The organism is Mesorhizobium sp. WSM4806 (assembly GCF_055811635.1).
Map to the genome: position 1 here is coordinate 1 of NZ_JBVVQZ010000027.1, position 19,560 is coordinate 19,560.

Annotated in this window: 20 protein-coding genes; 10 read left to right on the forward strand and 10 right to left on the reverse strand. The window is 62.3% G+C overall.

Features of this window, described 5'->3' with window-relative positions; genetic code table 11:
* On the reverse strand, window positions 1-210 hold a 210-nt coding region (locus AC0L2M_RS30785), incomplete at its 3' end, for a hypothetical protein (RefSeq protein ID WP_473536805.1).
* 240 nt (window positions 211-450) lie between these two features.
* On the opposite strand from AC0L2M_RS30785, the gene AC0L2M_RS30790 reads away from it, so the two are divergent.
* Both AC0L2M_RS30790 and AC0L2M_RS30795 read left to right on the forward strand, forming a co-directional pair.
* Window positions 451-642, forward strand: a complete 192-nt coding sequence (locus tag AC0L2M_RS30790; protein WP_023797816.1) for a hypothetical protein — start codon at window positions 451-453, stop codon at window positions 640-642.
* Window positions 643-743: 101 nt separating this feature from the next.
* On the forward strand, window positions 744-920 hold the full coding sequence (locus tag AC0L2M_RS30795; protein WP_473536806.1) for a hypothetical protein: 177 nt from the start codon (window positions 744-746) through the stop codon (window positions 918-920).
* A 266-nt stretch (window positions 921-1,186) separates the two neighbouring features.
* Here AC0L2M_RS30795 and AC0L2M_RS30800 read toward each other — a convergent pair whose 3' ends face one another.
* A complete protein-coding gene (locus tag AC0L2M_RS30800; protein WP_473536807.1) occupies window positions 1,187-2,773 on the reverse strand; it encodes an ABC transporter substrate-binding protein in 1,587 nt (528 codons plus the stop codon).
* A gap of 28 nt (window positions 2,774-2,801) precedes the next feature.
* Window positions 2,802-3,647 carry an alpha/beta hydrolase gene (locus tag AC0L2M_RS30805; RefSeq protein ID WP_473536808.1) on the reverse strand — a complete coding sequence of 282 codons (846 nt, stop codon included), beginning with the start codon at window positions 3,645-3,647 and terminating at the stop codon, window positions 2,802-2,804.
* A gap of 237 nt (window positions 3,648-3,884) precedes the next feature.
* On the opposite strand from AC0L2M_RS30805, the gene AC0L2M_RS30810 reads away from it, so the two are divergent.
* The 5 genes from AC0L2M_RS30810 (at window position 3,885) to AC0L2M_RS30830 (ending at window position 7,636) form a co-directional block, all read left to right on the forward strand.
* Window positions 3,885-4,385 carry a hypothetical protein gene (locus AC0L2M_RS30810; protein WP_287171143.1) on the forward strand — a complete coding sequence of 167 codons (501 nt, stop codon included), beginning with the start codon at window positions 3,885-3,887 and terminating at the stop codon, window positions 4,383-4,385.
* 312 nt (window positions 4,386-4,697) lie between these two features.
* Entirely contained in the window at window positions 4,698-5,513 is an 816-nt protein-coding gene (locus AC0L2M_RS30815; RefSeq protein ID WP_473536833.1) for an aldo/keto reductase, read from the forward strand.
* A gap of 160 nt (window positions 5,514-5,673) precedes the next feature.
* A complete protein-coding gene (locus AC0L2M_RS30820; protein ID WP_473536810.1) occupies window positions 5,674-6,339 on the forward strand; it encodes a DUF6064 family protein in 666 nt (221 codons plus the stop codon).
* Between the two features lie 311 nt (window positions 6,340-6,650).
* Complete coding sequence (locus tag AC0L2M_RS30825; protein ID WP_473536811.1) at window positions 6,651-7,484, forward strand: methyltransferase; 834 nt, start codon at window positions 6,651-6,653, stop codon at window positions 7,482-7,484.
* Window positions 7,484-7,636: a hypothetical protein gene (locus AC0L2M_RS30830; protein WP_473536812.1), complete on the forward strand. Its 153-nt coding sequence runs from the start codon at window positions 7,484-7,486 to the stop codon at window positions 7,634-7,636. The genes AC0L2M_RS30825 and AC0L2M_RS30830 overlap by 1 nt, the downstream gene beginning before the upstream one ends.
* A gap of 364 nt (window positions 7,637-8,000) precedes the next feature.
* Here the strand turns inward: AC0L2M_RS30830 and AC0L2M_RS30835 are convergent, their stop codons facing one another.
* The 3 genes from AC0L2M_RS30835 to AC0L2M_RS30845 are packed head-to-tail and all read right to left on the reverse strand — an operon-like array spanning window position 8,001 to window position 10,230.
* The gene (locus tag AC0L2M_RS30835) at window positions 8,001-8,642 is read right to left on the reverse strand and encodes a LysE family translocator (protein WP_473536813.1); all 642 of its coding nucleotides are present in this window, start codon (window positions 8,640-8,642) and stop codon (window positions 8,001-8,003) included.
* A 23-nt stretch (window positions 8,643-8,665) separates the two neighbouring features.
* A complete protein-coding gene (locus AC0L2M_RS30840; RefSeq protein WP_128183971.1) occupies window positions 8,666-9,586 on the reverse strand; it encodes a dihydrodipicolinate synthase family protein in 921 nt (306 codons plus the stop codon).
* Between the two features lie 11 nt (window positions 9,587-9,597).
* The gene (locus tag AC0L2M_RS30845) at window positions 9,598-10,230 is read right to left on the reverse strand and encodes a LysE family translocator (protein WP_473536814.1); all 633 of its coding nucleotides are present in this window, start codon (window positions 10,228-10,230) and stop codon (window positions 9,598-9,600) included.
* Between the two features lie 169 nt (window positions 10,231-10,399).
* On the opposite strand from AC0L2M_RS30845, the gene pdxR reads away from it, so the two are divergent.
* Complete coding sequence (gene pdxR, locus AC0L2M_RS30850) at window positions 10,400-11,908, forward strand: MocR-like pyridoxine biosynthesis transcription factor PdxR (protein ID WP_473536815.1); 1,509 nt, start codon at window positions 10,400-10,402, stop codon at window positions 11,906-11,908.
* Window positions 11,909-12,088: 180 nt separating this feature from the next.
* Here pdxR and AC0L2M_RS30855 read toward each other — a convergent pair whose 3' ends face one another.
* Genes AC0L2M_RS30855 through AC0L2M_RS30865 form a run of 3 tightly spaced genes read right to left on the reverse strand, consistent with a single transcriptional unit; the run spans window position 12,089 to window position 16,114 of the window.
* Window positions 12,089-12,565: a hypothetical protein gene (locus tag AC0L2M_RS30855; RefSeq protein WP_473536816.1), complete on the reverse strand. Its 477-nt coding sequence runs from the start codon at window positions 12,563-12,565 to the stop codon at window positions 12,089-12,091.
* Entirely contained in the window at window positions 12,531-13,703 is a 1,173-nt protein-coding gene (locus AC0L2M_RS30860) for an acetate/propionate family kinase (RefSeq protein WP_473536817.1), read from the reverse strand. The genes AC0L2M_RS30855 and AC0L2M_RS30860 overlap by 35 nt, the downstream gene beginning before the upstream one ends.
* Entirely contained in the window at window positions 13,703-16,114 is a 2,412-nt protein-coding gene (locus AC0L2M_RS30865; RefSeq protein WP_473536818.1) for a phosphoketolase family protein, read from the reverse strand. Before AC0L2M_RS30865 ends, AC0L2M_RS30860 begins: the two co-directional genes overlap by 1 nt.
* A 260-nt stretch (window positions 16,115-16,374) precedes the next feature.
* Here AC0L2M_RS30865 and AC0L2M_RS30870 point away from each other — a divergent pair, with 260 nt between their 5' ends.
* Together AC0L2M_RS30870 and AC0L2M_RS30875 are read left to right on the forward strand one after the other, a co-directional pair.
* Window positions 16,375-18,369, forward strand: a complete 1,995-nt coding sequence (locus tag AC0L2M_RS30870; protein ID WP_473536819.1) for a protein-L-isoaspartate(D-aspartate) O-methyltransferase — start codon at window positions 16,375-16,377, stop codon at window positions 18,367-18,369.
* A gap of 118 nt (window positions 18,370-18,487) precedes the next feature.
* Window positions 18,488-18,694: a hypothetical protein gene (locus AC0L2M_RS30875; RefSeq protein ID WP_023797798.1), complete on the forward strand. Its 207-nt coding sequence runs from the start codon at window positions 18,488-18,490 to the stop codon at window positions 18,692-18,694.
* Between the two features lie 21 nt (window positions 18,695-18,715).
* Here AC0L2M_RS30875 and AC0L2M_RS30880 read toward each other — a convergent pair whose 3' ends face one another.
* Window positions 18,716-19,306, reverse strand: coding sequence for a DUF1772 domain-containing protein (locus tag AC0L2M_RS30880; RefSeq protein ID WP_287062108.1), 591 nt, complete (start codon window positions 19,304-19,306; stop codon window positions 18,716-18,718).
* Window positions 19,307-19,560 lie beyond the last annotated feature (254 nt).

A 19,560-nucleotide genomic window follows, 5' to 3' on the forward strand; every position in this document is an offset into this window, starting at 1 on the left:
ATCCTCCATCGCATCGATCAGGAGCGTCGACTGGGCGCCGAGCAGGTCGAAAGTGTTGCGAAGGTTGGCGCCGACCGACAATGCGAGCACGCCGCCGACCGACAGGAACACGAGGCTGCCGAAACTCATCGCCATGATGACTGCAATGGGGATGCGACGCCGCTTCTTTTCGGGGCGGACCAGACGCACTGGTTGTGCGGACGTGCTCATGCGGCCAACGTCATAATGCGCCACCGCATTGCAAGCCCGGTGACGGCTTTAAGGAGAGGACGCGCCGAAGCATTCGCACCAATGTGGCGCCGATGTTTCCAGCGCCGATGATTCCGATCCTCATAGGGGTGTTCCTTTCGTAAACATGGAAGAGCGCCCGCCTCAGTCGCGGACGCGGGCGCCTCGAAGATGCGCCCCTTTCTCGCGCAGTGTCGAGAGTGTCAACTCCCGGAAAGGCGCATGCACGACACGATCGTCGCCGCCATGCAGGAGAACCGGGCGATCATCAAGTCGCATATCGAGCGAATGGTGACGATCTTTGTGCCGATCATTCGCGAGGGGACCGAGGCGGGCGAACTCAAGGTCGAGGACCGGCAGAAGCCGCCCGTGCGGTCAACACCGCGTTCACGCCGTTCTTCCACCCGATTCTGATCGAGCACTGCGTTCAACACGGCGAAGACACCGACGCGGGCCTGCGTGAGCAGATTCGGTTTATCCTGAAAAGCTCTCGGCAAGTCGGCCTAAGGCGCAGCGTGCCATATATGCAGGCACTGTGGTTCCGGAGAAGGGCGCGCGAACACAAGGTTTGCGTCGAAGGCCAACTCATCTTCAAAACCACGGCGCAAACGTTGCACGCGGCGCTGGCCGAACAGGGAATAACCTATGTGCAGGAAGAGATGGCAAAACCCTACCTCGTGCATATGATCTGACCAGGCGGATCCGGGCAGCCATACCGTCCGACAGTCGGCTCAGGATCGCCGAGCTGTAGCGCGAACGTCAGGTTTGGAGGAGGGCTACGAATGACTGGAATTGGCGCTGGTTGCTCGTTCTAATTGCGAACGTGAACGCAAAATCCTACCCAGAGAGGTCTTCCACGACGGGTACCAACCGTCAGGTTTTCACCACCAGGTACCTTCAAACGAAAGATCGGAGGGCAACACGCCTCCGATCTTTTGGCGACAGGAGAACCGCCGGCCTATTCGCTTTTCCAGACACCCCATACATGGGGGTTTGCCGCGGGCCATACCGAATAGCCCTTTACTTTCGGCGACACGGCATCGAGGGACGGCTCGTAATAGAGGCCAAGGATCGGCACATCCTTTGCCATGAGTGCATGGAGCTGCTTGAACAGTGCCTTGCGTTGCCCGGCGTCGGTCGTGGCCATCGACTTCGTGTAGAGATCGAGAGCCTCCTTGCTGTCCCACTGCGCCGTCGGGTCGGTCGCCTTGTCGCCAAGGATGACGCCATACATCAGCGACGGATCGAGACGAGCCGAATAGCCAAAGGACTGGATCTGGAATTTGCCGACAAGGTAGTTGTCGAGCTGTGCCGCCCAATCCAGCACTTCGAGCTGGGCGTTGAAGCCTGCGGCCGTCAGCATCGCCTGCAGCAGCACGGCGTTCTCGTACATGCCCTGGTAGCGGGTGTTGGTCTGGATCTTGATCGGCTCGCCCTTGTAACCGGCTTCGTCCAGCAGGGCCTTGGCCTTGGCCGGGTCGTATTCCGGCCATTTGAGGAAATCGTCGTCGAAGAACGAGCTCGCCTGGGCGACGGCCGAGGGACCTCCCGTGGCGGCACCGCTGGTGCTGGCGGCGGCGATCTGGTTGATGTCGGCGGCATGCGCCAGCGCCTCCCGTATTTTGACGTTCGACAGCAGCGGGTCCTTGGTCTGCAGCAGGATCACCGTCCACGACAGGCCTTGCGTCGACAGCACCGTCATGCCGCGCGACTTGGCTTCCTCGGCACGCGATGATTCAAGATCGGGCAGGACATCGAGTTCGCCGGCAAACAGCGCGGTTTCCGCCGCCGCCGTGTCGGGGATGACCATGAAGCGCACCTCGTCGACATAAGCCTCACGGCTGCCGGCAAAGCCGCTCGGCGCCTCCTTCACCGGCTTGTAGTCTGCAAAGCGCTCAAGCACCAGATACTGGCCCTTGACCCATTCCTTCAGCGTGAACGGGCCGGTGCCGATGGCGGAATCGGCGAGCCACTTGCCGTCGGCGCCGACATTCTTCGGGCTGGCGACCCAGCCATTGCATTGGACACTGGCGAGTTGCGCCAGAAACAGCGCGTTCGGCGCCTTGAGCGTGAAGACCACGGTGCGTGGATCAGGCGTCGCCACTTGCTCGACCTTGAGGCCCTGGCTGCCGTCGAAGAAGGGAATGCAGAACCACTGATTGGCCGGGTCCATGCGGCGGTCCCAGTTCCATTTGACGTCGGACGAGGTCACGGCGTCGCCATTGTGGAAAACCGCGCCGGCGCGCAACGTGAAAGCATAGGTCTTGCCGTCGTCCGATACTGTCCAGGATTCGGCCAATGCCGGGCCGACCGTGAGATCGGCGCGATAAGCCACCAGCGTCTCAAAGATATGGTGCAGCACAGTGTCGGTGTTTGCGTCGCGATTGAGACCGTCGGTGGCGCGGATGTCTGCGTTGATGCGGACCTTGAGCGCGCCGCCGGTTTTCGGCTGCTCCTGCGCCATCGCCGGCAGTGCACAAATCATCACCGCGATTGTCGCCAGCACCTGGAACAATCGTCTTCCCATCATCAATCCTGTTCCCATTTTTTATCTCCAGTTTGACAGCAGTTTTTCAGGCGGGCGCCGCATTCAATGTCCGCGCAAAGAACTCCTTGGCCTTGGCGATGAGCGCGCCGTCGTTGTGAGCGATGCCAGGCACGACATCCAACTGCACCTCGACGCCATGTCTCTCCAGGCTGCCCTTCAACGATCTGATCCGGTCGTTGCGGGTCGCGCCGGCGAGATCGGCGCCGGGCATCCACCAGTCATCCTCCGGCTTGATGGTGATCTCCCAGGTTTGGAGATCGTCACCACCGATCACCATCTGCACGGCGACCTTGCGCATGGCGTCGAGGTCGATGGCCTTGCCGAACACTTTCTCGAAGTCGCGCACCCCGACCCAGAAATCGTGATCGAAGTCGAGCAGGGTCACGACGCCCGGCGCACCGATCGATGCCGCCAGCAGACGTTCGGGATGGAGGAACAGGAAACGATGGGTGAAATGACCGCCGCCGGAGAAGCCGTACATCAGCACGCGGTCGCCGCGGATGCGATAGCGCTCGCGCATCTCCTCGACCATGTCGAGCAGCACGGCATCGTAATGGAGGTCGCCCTGGCGCAGCATCTTGTAAGAGGAAAGATCGCCCGGAAAACAGATATTCGCCGGGAACAGCGGGGCGAGCACGATCACGCCGTTCTGTTCAGCGAAGTCGGCGAAGGCGTCCCGGTAGGCGAGCATGCCGCGCTCGGTGCCATGCACGATCACCGCCAGCGGATAGGTCTTGTCGCTGTCCTCGTCATAGTCGTCGGGGACATAGGCGCAATAGGGGAAGCGCTGGTCGAAGCGGGAGGCGTACACCGTCGTGTGCCCGAAATCGTAATAGGACAGGCGCTTGCCATGTCCGCTGACGTTGCGCATCGAATTTTCCCTGATCTCAATCTCATTGTTTCATCATTTTGTGTGACTGAAAAGCATTGTTTATCCACATCGTCAGGAAAGTACGTATTTTACATCGCGTAACGCCTGACATCATCGGGCAAGCGTGAGCAGCTATCCGGGCCGTCGCGCGTCAAGTCCAGCCGAGCGGCACGACCAACGACATCGTGAAGTTGTGCAGGTTGACTCGGTTGTCTGCTCGCCTAAGTTCGCGGTCACATGATATTTTCCCGCATCCGCAAGCTTGTCCCTCTTGTTCTCTTTGCCGGCAGTTCGATCGTGTCCTCCTGCGTCGCCCCTGACGACACGTCGAACCTCCCGAAGGAAGACGCCACAACGGCGGCAGCCCGCAAAGAGATGGTCGGTCTCAGCGAGGCGGACGTTCGAATGTGCGCCGGCTTTCCGACTGCCACCGCTGATGCGGGGGGAAGCCAGATCTGGACCTATCAGCGTACCGTTCAACGCGGCAATCTCAACGTCGTGATTCCAACCTTGGCCGTGGGTGCGATCCCAACGGTTGGAGGATCGCTCAATGTCGATCCTGGCGGCTATTGCAACACGCAAATCCGAATGGTCGATGGCCGTGTTGCCGAGGTTGCGTACGCCGGCGACAACAACACGCCGAACCACCGCGATGCGCTCTGCGTCAGCACGGTAGACGGCTGCGTGGCCTATGCCCGCCAGCGCCATCAAGTCAGGACAAGAGCCAGCCCCAGGTAACCGGCCAGCTAATCGGGTTCCAGGTGATCGGGCTGGCTGGCGCAACCCAGGCCCTGCAGACTTCGTTCCTGTTTCAGGCAGACGTTCCATATCCGAATCGTTGCCAGAGACGACCGCCGGCTCCCCGCCGATTGGCCTTGCGGAAAGCCGGTCGGCCGGAACCATTCTTGGGGTCGGGAGTACAAGAGGTCGAAGGGACAGGGATGGCAGACGATGATCATCACCCGCAGGACATTCGTGAAGGCTGCCGCCGCTTCCGGAGCGGCTCTGGTGTTGCCGGCAGCCGCGCCCGGCGCGCCACCCGCGCCGGCGATGCGCGCCGTGCCCTCCTCGGGAGAAATGCTTCCCGCTGTCGGCCTGGGCACCTGGATCACCTTCAATGTCGGCGACGATCCGGTGCTGCGCGACGAGTGCGCCGAGGTGATGGCGGCCTTCTTCGCGGCAGGCGGCCGCATGATCGATTCCTCGCCGATGTACGGCTCCTCGCAGCCTGTGATCGGCTATGGCCTCGAAAAGCTCGGCCGGCCCGCAGCGCTGTTTTCCGCCGAGAAGGTCTGGACCTCCTCCGCCGACGGACCCGCGCAGATCGAGCAGTCGCGCCGCTTCTGGGGTGTGCCGCGTTTCGACCTCGTGCAGGTCCATAACCTCGTCGCCTGGGAGACGCATCTCGAAACCCTGTTCGCCATGAAGGAGGACGGGCGGATCCGCTATGTCGGCATCACGACGTCCGAAGGCCGGCGGCACGATTTGTTCGAACAGATCATGCGCGCGCATCCGCTCGACTTCGTGCAGCTCACCTATAACGTCGTCGACCGAGAAGCGGAGGAACGGCTGCTGCCGCTGGCGGCCGAGCGCGGCATGGGTGTCATCGTCAACCGGCCGTTTCGGCAAGGCGCGCTGACGCGCCAGCTCCAGGGCGAGACGCTGCCGGACTGGGCGGCCGGGATCGGTGCCGCGACCTGGGCGCAGTTCATACTGAAATTCATCGTTTCGCATCCCGCCGTCACCGTCGCCATCCCCGCCACCACCCGCGTCGACCACGTGCGCGAGAACCTGTTGGCGGCGACCGGTCCCCTCCCCGACGCGGCCATGCGCGGGCGGATGGCGGCCTACGTCCGGGACCTCTAAGCAGGCATTCGTGGGCTGGCCCACGAATGCCTGCCTGGATTCTGTTGTTTGTCGCAGGTTCTTGTCGCAAAACCGTGGGAGGCTTTTGTGGAACCTGCTTAGTTGTTTGTCGCAGGTTCTTGTCGCAAAACCGTGGGACACTTTTGCGGAACCTGCTTAGATGTCGGAATGGTGGACCTACCGGCTGGAGGATTTCCTGCTCTTCTCGCCGCGCGTCTACTGGCGCATGTTCGAGTTGGCCAATGCCGAGTTCTGGCCGCTGCATCTCCTGACGCTCGCCGCCGGCCTCGCCATTGTCCTGCTCGTGCTTAGGCGGCCGCGTCGCCATGGTCTGTGGATTGCGCTCGTCTTCGCCGCGCTCTTTGCCTTCGTCGGCTGGTCCTTGCTGTGGAGCCGCTATGCCGCGATCAACTGGGCGATCGCCTATGTCGCGCCGGCCTTCGGCCTGCAGGCGCTGCTGCTGGCGATCAGCGGTGCCGCGCGCGGCGGCCTCGCCTTTGACCGGCAGGACATCGCAGGGCGGCTCGGGCTGCTGATCGCGGTCGCTGGCCTCGTCGTCTATCCCCTCCTGCCGCCGCTCTTCGGGCGGCCATGGGCGAGCGCCGAGGTCTTCGGCATCGCGCCGGACCCGACGGCGATCGCAGCGCTCGGCGTCCTGCTTGCCGCGAGCGGCGGGCTTGTGCCGCTGCTGTTGGCGATCCCGCTGCTGTGGCTGCTGCTCAGCGGCCTGACGCTGCATGCCATGGGCGATCCACAAGCCTGGCTGCCGCTTCTGGCAGCGGCCACCATTTTCGCTGCCTTGACCCTGCGCCGCATCGCACGGTGATGCCGGCACGATCGAGAAAATCAGCCGGCTCCGGCCAGATAAATACAAGTTTCAGATGTAACCGAATTTTCTCCTTCTGAAATCGTCGCGTAACGCCGTACCGCCAGGTTCGCACTTCAGCAGACCGCAGCCACAGCTCGCCGAGCGGACGGTCACAAGCCAGCCGGTTGCGCCAGTCGGTTGCGGATGTGACTTGCTCTGAAAGAGAGGTAATCATGGCCAATCAACTTTCGCGGACAGCGCCTCCGGCCAAGCATGCAACCGTCCAACCGATTGCCGCCACGCCGCAACATCCTTCCGCCGTCCCGCTGATGGCGCTGTCGACCGGTTTCTTGGCCTTCAAGACGCTGGCGGCTGCGCATGAGTTGGACCTCTTCAGCCGCCTTGCGGGCGGCGCCGGCACCACGGTTACCGAGCTGGCGGAAGCGCTCGGCCTGCATCAACGCCCGGCCGAGATGCTGTTGACCGGCTGCGCTGCACTCGGGCTCCTGGAGAAAACCGGCGGCCGCTATCGCAACACGCCGTTAAGCGAAACCTATCTCGTGCGCGGAAAACCGTATTACTTCGGCGGCTTTGTGCAGATGCTCGACAAGCGGCTCTATCCCGGCTGGGGCAGGCTTACCGAGGCGCTGCGCACGAACCGGCCGACCACGTGGGACCCGGCTGTGCGATCCTCGGCGTTCGACGGCGAAGATCCGATGATGCTGGCGCTGTTCTGGGAGGCGATGCATTCGGTCTCCACGATGACCGCGCGCAAGCTCGGCGAAGCCCTGGATTTCGGACATTTCCGCCGCCTCCTGGACATCGGCGGCGGATCGGGGGCGTACGACATCGAGCTTTGCAAACAGTATGGGGCGCTGCGTGCGACCGTGTTCGACTTGCCACATGTGGCCGCGATCGCCGCCGGAAAGATTGCCGAGGCCGGCTTGACCGACCGGATCGAGTCCGCAGGCGGCAACTTCTTCGAGCAGCTTCCCGGGGGTCACGATTTGCATCTCCTGTCGATGATCCTGCACGATTGGGACGAGGCGAAGAACCGCGCCCTGCTGCGCCGGTCGTTCGGGGCTTTGCCGAGCGGCGGCGCAGTCGTCATCAGCGAGCTTCTCGTCATGACGAAAAGACCGGACCGGCGCCGGCGGCGCTGATGAGCCTCAACATGCTGATCGAGACGGAAGGACGAAACTACACGCAGGCCGAATATTCGGCGTGGCTCGAGGAAGCCGGATTCCGGCACATCGAGACGGTCTGGTTCGAGGCACCCGGCGCGAACGGCGCCGTGATCGGCCGCAAGCCGTAAGGCGCAAAGCGCAGTGTAACAGGCGCCCCGCAGTTCAACCCTGCCGACAATGATGATGGAGGCCGAAATGGCTCACACGCAAACTCGCGTCGATCTTCACCGTCTGCTTGGACTTGTGCTGAAAACCACAGCAACCGCAATCGCGGCTCTCAAGACTTGGCAACGGACCGTCTCAAGACGTCGGGCAATCGCTGGTTTGACGCCCGCGGTTGCGGGACATCGGCCATGCCGAGGCGCCCGCGCCGGTGCTTGAGGTCAAGGCAGGTCTGGTCACGAACTTGATGTCGATGAGGTAAGCGAATTCGGCCGTCATAGCAGGTACAAGGCCAGCGGCCGTCATGCATTTTTGCTCCTTCTCACAAGCTCAGGCAACTGGGCGCTTTGCCAGCAGCAGCCCACATCCAAGCATGATCATGGCACCGCCCGAGCCTTCACGAAGACGGCGAACGAGATTCCCACGCGACGCCGCGCCATCGCGAAGCCTTCCGGCTGCAAACGCCACGACAATATCGGCGAGCGTGTTGAGGGCAACCGAGATGGCGCCGAGGATCAGGAACTGCAGAACGACGTGATCCGACGATGTATCGACAAACTGGGGAATGAAGGCGAGGAAGAATGCGGCCGTCTTCGGGTTCATCACTTCGACAAGAACGCCATCCCTGAAGGCCCGCATCGTGCCGACGGGCGGCTCCGAATGACCCAGCGACTTGTAGTCGAGCCTGGCATGGCGAATGGTTCGGTATCCCATCCAGACCAGATAGAGCGCGCCGACGACCTTGAGTGCCGTGAACAATTCGGCGCTTGCCAGCACGATCGCCGAGACGCCAAGGCTGCCGGCCACGACATGAAACAGCCCGCCGAGGCCATTGCCAAGGCTCGAAGCGATTCCTTCCGAGCGACCGCCGGAAAGGGTTCGGGCGGCGACATAAAAACTCCCCGGACCCGGGGTAATCGCCAGCAGGAATGCCGTGAACAGGTAGACGGTGAAGGCGTTGGAATCCAGCATGGAAATGTCCTGACGAAGTCTGTCTATCGAGCTTGCATACAACCTGCGGAGAAAACCGCATCGAGATGGTCGAGAGCGGCGGCGACGCGCTGCTCTGCCTGGTCCTTCAGCGGGAGGACGGGGCGTGGCGGATCGACGTCGCAGAGGTTCAGAAGCCTGGCGACGACATACATCACCCTGAAACTGCCGAATTCCTTGAACAGCGCCCAAAGCGGTCCGAAGGCGGCGTCAAGTCGCTCGACGGCCGCAGCGTCCCCGGCTTGCGCGGCTCGCGTCAGGGCCAGGGCCTGTGACGGCAGAAGTCCTGCGACGACGGAATACCAGGCGTCGCTCCCGGCGAGCAGCGCAGGCGCGCCGCCCCAGTCGCCGCTGTAGCCGATCCTGAATGCCGACCCGGTCGCAGACCGGAGGGAGGCAAGTTCTGACGCGAAGTCACCACCGGACGGCAAAGGCATCTTCACGGCTTCGATGTTCGCCACCTTCGACAAGCGGGAAATGAGGTCCAGGCTGAAGGTGAACCTGGTCGTGCCGGGATTGTTGTAGATGCAAAGCGGGAGTTGCCCCGCGTCGGCGACTGCGGTGAAGTGTTCGAAGACCTCGTCGTCGACAAGCGGCGTATAGGAAACCGGAGCGAGAAGCAGGCCGTCGGCGCCGGCAGCCTTCGCGTCACGGGCAAGGTCCACGGCATCGCTGGTCCTGATCGCTCCGACGCCGACCATAACCGGGATTTTGCCGCCGACCGTGTCCATTGCCGTTTCGACCGCGCGTCGACGCTCTTCTCGCGTGAGGAAAGCGTAGGCGCCGGTACTGCCGAGCAGTCCGATGGAGTCCGCTCTCGCCTCCTCGATGTTCCTCAGAAGGCGCGCGAGGGCGGCGGTGTCGAGCCTGCCGGAAGCGTCCGCCGGGGTGATCGGGAATGCTGAAAGGCCTTGGAAGAGTGACATGAAGGAACCTTTCAGATGCGGGTCAGGAGAAGCTTTAGCCCGGCAAATCCGAAGAATACCGCCAGCGTGCCTTCGATCCAGCGCCGCGCCCGCCGATACAGGCGGATCATGGGAGCGGTCGAAAAGACGATCGCGTAGCCGCAGAAGATGGTGACGCTCAGCACCGCGCAGCCCGCGAGGATCACCAGAACCGTATGCGACGACGACCCGGGCCCGAGTCCCAGCGTCATCAGCGCGATCCATCCCAGGATCGATTTCGGATTGGTGAGATGCATCAGCAGTCCGCGCTGGTAGAGAGTGGCCGCCGTCGCCTTCCGTTCGTTGGTCGGGCGAAGCTGATCCTTGTCCGAAGAAAGCGCAGCCTTGCCCGCTTTGAAGGCGAGATAGAGAAGATACAGGCCGCCGAGCAGCTGCAGGACCACGAGTGCGTGCGCGTATCGGCTGAGGATCGCCGAGACACCTGTCGCCGCCATCAGGCCCCAAAAGATCGAGCCACTGACGACGCCAGACGCGATTGCCAGTGCGGCCCCGCGGCCGTCGTTCATGGCGACGGCCATGATGCGCATATTGCTCGGCCCGGGACTGCCGGCAGCGATGACGTAGGCGGTAAAGACAATGATGAATTGGTGGAACTCGGCAAGCATTTTACTCTCGGGAGGTGCAATCTGGCGTCATCAATACAAGCGCAACTGGCCTTGGCCTAGGACCAGTTTTGAATAAAAAGCGCTGGTCCAGTTGGCCTCAGGCCTTTGCCTGGCTGATTTTCCCGGTAATGTCTGGATCAACGAAACGTCTTCATTTGGGTAATCGCGAATGGTCCAGTCCAGCAAGCAGAATTCGTCGTCGGGAAGTTCGTCGTCGGGATTGGGCGCGCGCGGGATCTATGAGAACCTGCGGGAACAGATCGTGGCGGAGGTCTACGGCCGCGGAGACGTGCTTCCGTCGGCTCGTGCACTGGCGGTCGAGCTTGGCGTCTCGCGAACGACTGTGACGTCCGCTTACGAACAGCTCGCCGCCGAGGGGTTCGTGGTCATTCGACATGGCGCTCGGCCACGGGTGGCCATCAAGGTCGCGCACAGCGAGCCGGGAGACCTCGTTGATACAGCCGCAGAGCCACACAGCCTCTCCGCTTTCGCAGAAAGGCTTCGATCCCGAGCCATCCCGATGCGGGTTGCGTCGGAGAAGCTCGTCGCCGACTTCCGCTACGGCGACATGTCGGCCTCTGACTTCCCGACCCTTGCCTGGCGAAAGGCCATGAACGATGCTGCGCTGGGACGGCCGCTCAAGCTGTCCTATGGCGACCCCTGTGGCTTGATCCGCCTGCGTGCCGCCCTGCAGGGCTATCTATGGCGAGCGCGCAGCATCCGGTGCGAGGTGAGCGAGATCGTCGTCGTCAACGGCTCTCAGCAGGGACTGGATCTCTGCGCCCGCCTGCTTCTCGATGAGGGCGACGGCTTCGCCATCGAAGAGCCCTGCTACCCGATGGCACGGAGCGTCTTCGAGATGACAGGAGCCATCGCCGCCCCGGTGGAGGTCGACGCCGAAGGCATCAGGGCGGACTTGCTGGCGGATGTTGACGCGCGGCTGGCTTACGTCACGCCTTCACATCAGTTTCCTCTGGGAAGCGTAATGTCGATGGGTCGACGCCAGCAACTGCTAGGATGGGCGAAAGAGAAGAGGGCCTACATCGTCGAGGACGACTACGACAGCGAATATCGTTTCGACATGAACCCGATACCGCCGCTTCGCGCGCTGGGAGGCGCGTCGAACGTCATCTATATCGGTACGGTCTCGAAGACATTGTCGCCGTTGCTGCGGATCGGCTACGTCGTCGTTCCGCGTGAGTTGCAGGAGGTTTTTGCCCATGCCAAGCGGCTGACGGACAGGCATGCCCCCAGCCTCGAACAGGAGGCGCTTGCGACCCTGATGGAAACCGGCGCCTACGAAAGCCACGTGCGCAAGGCCCGGCGTCAAAATGCCCGCCGACGTGCAGCGCTCCTGGACGCTCTGCAGGCGGAATTCCGCGATCTCGTTCGGGTCGAAGGCGCAGAGGCCGGTCTGCACGTCGTCGTCTGGTTTCACGACACGCCGCCCTCCATGGCGGCATCGTTCATCAATAAAGCCGCCGCGCTCGGAGTTGGCATCTATTCGATATCGCCGCATTACTTCGACCAGACATTGGATTTCGACCAGACATTGGATCGCAGCTGCCTCGGCCTGGTTATGGGATACGCAAGTCTGACCGAGGGCCAGATCCACAGAGGACTAAAGCTCCTTCGACGTGCTTACGAGGAGGCAACAGGCTGCGGCGATGTATCGTAGGTGCTTTACGGCCTGCTGAGGGAACAGGCGCGCGCGACGCCGAAGGCAGCCTCGGCACCGCGCGGGTGGTGATCTGCCGCTAGAGCGCTTTGCGTTTTGGTGGACCAAAACCGCGCTCTAACTCCTTGTTTTACGCATTTTGTTGGACGCCAAACCAAGATTTTTTGGCTGCAAAATGCTCTAGAACCACCGCCGTTCAGGCTCGGAGCTCTTTGCAATCACAATTCCCAAGAGAACGCCGAGCACGCCGCCAAGCATCATCGCCGTAGAGATCGTGCCTGGGTTCTGCTGGACGGTTTCGGTCACGGTGTGTGCCTGGCTACGCAATTGCCGGGCTGCGCGCGAGGCCCGTTCGGCGGCGCTCTCGTACCAGCCCTGTGCCTCCTCGGCACGGTCGGAAAGGGTCCGATTTATTTTGGCGATTTCGCGACGAAGCTCGGCGATCTGTTTCTTCATCGTTTCCTGCGCGTCGTTTGCCGCCTTTGAGGTGCCTGCCATATTGGTGGTCTCCGCCATTGGATTTCTCCCTTTGGTAATCATATCCCCCATGGTCATCAGATAGGGGAAACGGTCGCGGACGCGCAGGGTTCCTTGCCCCGAAAACGCGCCGCTGACTGCATTATCAAGCATCCCCTCGCACCCGCGCGTGGCGGGCAATGATGCTCTCCTCGTCGGTCGCGACGACGCGTATTTCGACCTTGCTGTCAGGTCGGCTTATGATCCCGGCATGGGCGGCATTGGATGGCTCGTCGATCGCCACGCCAAGCCAATCAAGCCTTTCGCATATTGCCTTGCGGACCGGCGCCGAGCGCTCGCCGATGCCGGCGGTGAACACCAGGCATTCGAGGCCGCCCAGCGTGTTGGCGAGCGCGGCAGCTTCCCGTGCCGCCCGGAAGGCAAAAAGCTCTACCGCTTCGCGGGCGTGGGGGTCGTCGCTCGCTTCCAGCGTGCGCATGTCGCCCGAGATGCCGGATATTCCAAGCAGCCCGGATTGCTCATAGAGCATATGCTGCAGAGCCTCTCCGGCGATGCCTCGTTCCAGGACGAGGTACAAAAGCACGCCCGGATCGATGGCGCCGCAACGCGTGCCCATGACCAGCCCGTCAAGCGCGGAAAAGCCCATCGTCGTGTCGAAGCTTCTCCCGTCGCGCATGGCGCACAGGCTCGCCCCGTTGCCGAGATGGGCGACGATCGTCCGCTTCGCTGCAAGCGCCGGCGATATCGCCTTGAGCCGCCCGGCGATGTACTCGTAGGAAAGACCATGAAACCCGTAGCGGCGGATTCCGTCCGCATCGTATTTGCGCGGCAGCGCGAAGCGGCTGACGATCGGATCGATCGCCTGATGGAAGGCGGTGTCGAAGCAGCCGATCTGCGGCAGATCCGGCCGCAGCGCCGCAAGTGTGCGGATCGGCGCGAGACTGCGGGGCTGGTGCAGCGGCGCAAGCGGCGTCAGCCTGTCCAGGGCCTCGATCACGACCGGCGTCAGGCGGACGGGTTCGACGAACTCGCGCCCGCCATGCACGATGCGGTGACCGGCGCAGACCAGTTTCCTGCCGCCAAGTTCGCTCTCGATCCAGCGGAGCAAATCGCCGATGCCCGTATCCCGAGCGTCTCCGGCAAGCCGCCGATCACATTGCGCTGTTCCGTCGGCCGCTTTCGCGCTGAGCCGCGGCGCATCGCCCAGATCCAGCGTGCCACGCGAGACAAGTTGCAGTTCGGCGGACGGCTCGAGATCGTATAGTCCGAACTTGATGCTGGAGGAGCCGGCGTTCAGTGCAAGAATTGCCTGTCGCATCAATCGCCAGCCTTCGTCGCGCTGTTCTCGGGCCAGTTCCACTCCTGGATCTCGGGCATGTCTTCGCCATGCTCGCGGACGTAAGCCTTGTGTTCGGCAAGCTTCCCGTGAAGCTCGGCGGCAAGGTCTTTCGCCCGTTCGGCGAGCCCAGGCACGCGTTCGACCGCCGCGAGCGCCAGGTGGTAGCGGTCGAGCTCATTGAGCACGACCATGTCGAACGGCGTCGTCGTGGTGCCTTCCTCGCGAAAGCCGTGCACGTGCATGTTGTCATGGTTGGCGCGCCGGTAGGTCAGGCGGTGGATGAGATAGGGATAGCCGTGATAGGCGAAGATGACCGGCCTGGCCTTCGTGAACAGCGCGTCGAAATCCTCGTCCGCCAGGCCATGCGGATGCTCTGAATTCGACTGCAGCGTCATCAGGTCGACCACGTTGACGACGCGTACCTTCAGGTCGGGAAGCGCCGAACGCAGAATGTCGGCGGCCGCGAGCGTCTCCAGTGTCGGCACGTCGCCGGCGCAGGCCATGACCACATCCGGATCCTCGCCCTTGGCAACCGTCCCGGCCCACTCCCAGATCCCCGCCCCCGCCCTGCAATGCCCTTCCGCGGCTTCGACAGACAGAAATTGCGGCGCCGGCTGCTTGCCGGCGGTGATGACGTTGATGCGGTTATAGGTTCTCAGGCAATGGTCGGTGATCCACAGCAGCGTGTTGGCATCCGGCGGGAAATAGAGCCTGACCGTGTCGGCCTTCTTGTTGGCGACGAAATCGGCAAAGCCCGGATCCTGGTGGCTGAAGCCGTTGTGATCCTGCCGCCAGACATGCGAGGTCAGCAGGTAATTGAGGGAAGCGATCGGCTGGCGCCAGGCAAGTTCGCGGGATGTCTTCAGCCATTTCGCATGCTGGTTGACCATGGAATCGATGATGTGGATGAACGCCTCGTAACAGGAGAACAGGCCATGGCGGCCGGTCAGCAGATAGCCCTCCAGCCATCCCTGGCAGAGATGCTCGCTGAGCACTTCCATGACGCGGCCGTCCCGGGAGAGTTTTACGTCATAGGGCTCTATCCGCTGCATCCAGACCCGGTCGGTAACCTCGAATACCTCGTCAAGCCGGTTGGAGGATGTCTCGTCCGGCCCCATCAGCCGGAAATTCCCGGCCTGCGCATTCAGGCTCATGACGTCGCGAAGATAGCCCCCGAGAACCCGCGTCGCCTCGGCCTTGGCGCCACCCGGACGCGGCACATCGAGCGCCAGGTTTTTCCAATCGGGAAGCACGAGGTCGCGCTTCAGCAGTCCGCCGTTGGCATAGGGGGTTGCGCCCATGCGCTTGGATCCGGTTGGCGCAAGCGCCGCCAGCTCTGGAAGAAGATGCCCGCTGTCGTCGAACAGCTTTTCCGGTTCGTAGCTCCGCATCCAGTCTTCGAGGATCTTGCGGTGTCCCGCATTGCTGCGGGCGTTCGACACCGGCACTTGATGCGAGCGCCAGAAATCCTCGACCTTCTCGCCATCGACCTCCTTCGGGCCGGTCCACCCCTTCGGGCTGCGCAGCACGATCATCGGCCACAGCGGACGCTCTCCTTGCCAGAACGGCGTACGGGCGCGCTCCTGGATCGAACGGATTCTGTCGAGCACGGTGTCCAGCTTGGTGGCCATCAACCGATGCATGCGAGCCGGCTCGTGACCTTCGACGAAAAAGGGTTCGTAGCCATAGCCGGCGAACAGGGCGCGCAATTCCACGTCATCCATGCGGGCAAGGATCGTCGGGTTGGCGATCTTGTAGCCGTTGAGATGCAGGATCGGCAGGACAGCGCCGTCGGATGCCGGGTTGAGGAACTTGTTGGAGTGCCATGCCGCCGCGAGCGGACCGGTTTCCGCTTCGCCGTCGCCGACGACGCAGGCGACCACCAGATCGGGATTGTCGAAGGCCGCGCCGAAAGCATGGACCAGCGCATATCCCAGTTCTCCGCCTTCATGGATCGAGCCGGGCGTTTCCGGAGCAGCGTGGCTCGGCACTCCTCCGGGGAACGAGAATTGCCGAAAAAGTTTCCTCAGGCCGTCTTCGCCTTGGCCGATTTCGGGATAGATTTCGCTGTAGCTGCCCTCGAGCCAGGTGTTTGCGACCATCGCCGGGCCGCCATGACCTGGGCCGCAGATAAACAGAACGTCGAGACCGCGTTGACGGATGACGCGGTTCAGGTGGACGTAGATGAAGTTGAGGCCAGGCGTCGTGCCCCAATGGCCAAGCAGCCGCGGCTTGACGTGTTCGGCTTTCAGCGGCTCGCGCAGCAGCGGATTGTCCATCAGATAGATCTGGCCAACCGAAATGTAGTTCGCGGCCCGCCAATAACGGTCCATGAGATCGACCTGATAAAGGCCCGTTGTGGTCGCAGCTTTCTGAGCCTCGTCGTTCATCGAAAATTCTCCAGAATGCGTTCGCCCGTCGATATCTGGAGTGACATCGCTCTGGAGAAAGGATTTTCACGGAAATAAGTTCGGCTGGAGCCGCCATTTGCGCCCGCCAATCGCTCTTTTGCAGGAACCTGAAAGCTCGCCAATGGTTAAGGAGACTAGCCGCCGGCCATGAGTTGCCGAGGCCGAGCGCATACCCGATGAGCCGTCGGGCACGATTAGGGGACAATCGGGGGCAGTCTGCTCGCAAGAGGAGCAAAAAGATGCTCGATCTTTCCCACGCACGCAACCGAATGGTCGAAATCCATCTCAGCCGCCGTGGCATCCATGACCGCGAAGTGCTGGAAGCGATGCGCGAGGTTCCGCGCGAGGCTTTCGTCGCTCCCGGCTTTGAAGAATTCGCCTACGAGGACGGGCCGTTGCCGATCGCTGAGGGTCAGACGATATCGCAGCCCTACATCGTCGCCTTGATGATCGAGATGGCGGAAATCGGAACGGGCGACCATGTCCTCGAGGTTGGCACCGGTTCGGGCTACGCGGCTGCCGTGATGAGCCGGATCGTCGAACGCGTCTACACGATCGAGCGCCACGCCGGGTTGGCCGAAACGGCGAGACAGCGGTTCCAAGAGCTTGGCTACGACAATATCGAAGTCCGCACCGGCGATGGCACCAAAGGCTGGCCCGACGCAGCGCCCTTCGACGCCATTCTGGTCGCCGCCGGCGGACCCGGTGCGCCGCTCGCGCTTCAGGAACAGCTCGACGTCGGTGGCAGGCTCGTCATCCCGGTCGGCGACGATCCGCATGATCAGCGCCTTCTCAAGGTCACCCGAACCGGCGCTGCAACTTACAGCGAGGAGGATTTCGGCGGCGTGCGGTTTGTCCCGCTCATTGGCGAGCAGGGCTGGCCCGAGAACGGCAACCGTATCGCGAATGATCGCCCGTCCGGACGCGCACGCACGCGCAGCCTGCCGGAGATGATCGCGGCGGCGGCCGAACCGCTGCCGGATTTCGACGATCCGGCGTTCGGCGAATTGTTCGATCGGTTTGGCGACCGGCGCGTCGTCCTGCTCGGTGAAGCGAGCCACGGCACGTCGGAGTTCTACCGGGCCCGCGCCGCGATCACCCGCAGGCTCATCGAGAAGCACGGCTTCACCATTGTCGCTGTCGAGGCCGACTGGCCTGATGCAGCGGCGATCGACCGCTACCTCCGCCATCGGCCGCCACGCGCCAACGCCGATCCGCCGTTCCAGCGGTTTCCCACCTGGATGTGGCGCAACACCGACGTTGCGGCGTTCGTCGACTGGATGCGACATCACAACGAGCGCATCAGGCTATCGTCCCGGCTAGCCGGGTTCTATGGCCTCGACATCTACAATATGAGCGGATCGATCGCCGCGGTTCTGCAATACCTCGACCGGGTCGATCCGCAGGCAGCAAAGATCGCGCGTGAACGCTATGGCTGCCTGACGCCTTGGCAGCATGAACCATCCACCTACGGCCGTGTCGCGCTCACCTCCGGCTACGAGAAATGCGAGCAGGCCGTGCTCGAACAATGCCGCGAACTGCTTGCCAGGCAACTCGACTATGCCCAGCAGGACGGCGCCGATTTCATGGATGCCACCCAGAATGCCCGGCTGATCGCTTCCGCGGAACGCTACTACCGGATCATGTACTATGGCGGCGCGCAGTCCTGGAATTTACGCGATACCCATATGTTCGAGACGCTCGAGCATCTGCTGGAAGCTCGCGGCCCCAACGCCAAGGCAGTTGTGTGGGCGCATAATTCCCATATCGGCGATGCCCGCTACACCGAAATGGGGATTGTCAGGGACGAAGTGAACATCGGCCAGTTCTGCCGCCAGCGCTTCGGCGACGAGGCAGCCTTGATCGGGCTCAGCACGCATTCCGGGACAGTCGCCGCGGCCTCCGACTGGGACAGCGAGATGGAGATCAAGCGGGTGCGGCCTTCCCATAGCGATAGCTACGAGCGGCTTTGCCATGATAGCGGCGTCTCGCGTTTCCTGCTCGACATCAAGCGCGACGATACGTTGCGCGAGCGGCTTCTGGAGCGTCGGCTGGAGCGCTTCATCGGCGTGATCTATCGGCCGGAAACCGAACTGCGCAGCCATTACGCGAATGCCTCTCTTGCCCAGCAGTTTGACGCGTTCGTCTGGTTTGACGAAACCGTCGCGGTGACGCCGCTTGGGCCGGAGCATGTCGGAACCGGCGTTCCCGACACCTATCCGTTCGGGGTTTAGACGCCTCTCTGACAAGGCCGCGTCAAGGTGAGTTTCGGGCGGAACATTCATCGCGCCGTGCTGTTTCTAGGACAGGACCCTTTTTCTAGAACAGGACCCTTTTCGAAGGAGCTGTGCCATGAGCGGAACCAAACATCCAAAGTGGAAAAAGCCGAGCGATGCCGATCTGAGGAACAATCCCGGCATCGGCAGCTCCAAGGGCACGATCAAGGAAGGCGACGAACTCTTGCTCGAAGGCGAAAACACCATTGAAGGCGACGTCGAGAACGACACGAACGCCCTTGGCGGGATCAATCCAAGGCAAAAGATGCGGACGAACAAGTAGCGTCGCTGCGCATCCCACGCGCTATTCACTCCCAGCATAAAATGTCGCGGCGACAGCAATCGAGATCAGGCTCAGCATCGCCAGGCCTGCCCTGGCGACGTGCGAGGCTTCCCAAACATCGCGCAAGTCTTTCCAGTCGCCGCTTTGCTTCCGGCGGAGCATTGAAAAAAACGTCGCGGCTGGTTTCGACACTGCGACGTCCTGCACCCAGAAATTGTTGACGGGATGTGTTACCAGCCAATAGGTCGCATGTTCCGCCACCAGGAAGACAAGGGCCGCCAAAGTCCACCAGAATCGACCGCCTGGATAGGGCGTGAGGTAAAGCAGGATGGCGAGTGCAATGATGCCGCCGATCTCGGCAAACCCGCCGATCGTGAAGCCGGGATAGTAGATCTCCTGCACAGATTTGTAGGTGGCCTCCTTGAGGCGCAACTTGCCGGGCAACTCCAACGCGTGTGCGAGCGACAGCGCCATTGCGATTGCGACCAGAAGAAGGGTGACAATCATGAACGCGCGCATGCTGTTCCTCCCTGAACCGTCTTGGCAATACGCGGCGTACATAGCGTGCTCGCCGACACGGTAAAGGCGACGAAGGTGGAGCCGCCGCTCCATTATTCAACGCCGCCGGCATTGAGCCCCACCGCCAAGCCATGGAACCATCGTTCGGCGCGATGGTTGTCACCCTGGATGATCCTCCTCCGAGGAAACGGAAGGAGACACATGCCGCTGTGAACGACCCACGTCTAGGCCGGGGTCGACAGCGAGAACGAGCCATTCATTGGCGCCGGAGCTGTTGAGTGGAAACACATTGGCGCCGAGGAGATGTGAAGCAAGCTTCGGGGAGTCTCCGATGACCGATCCTGATC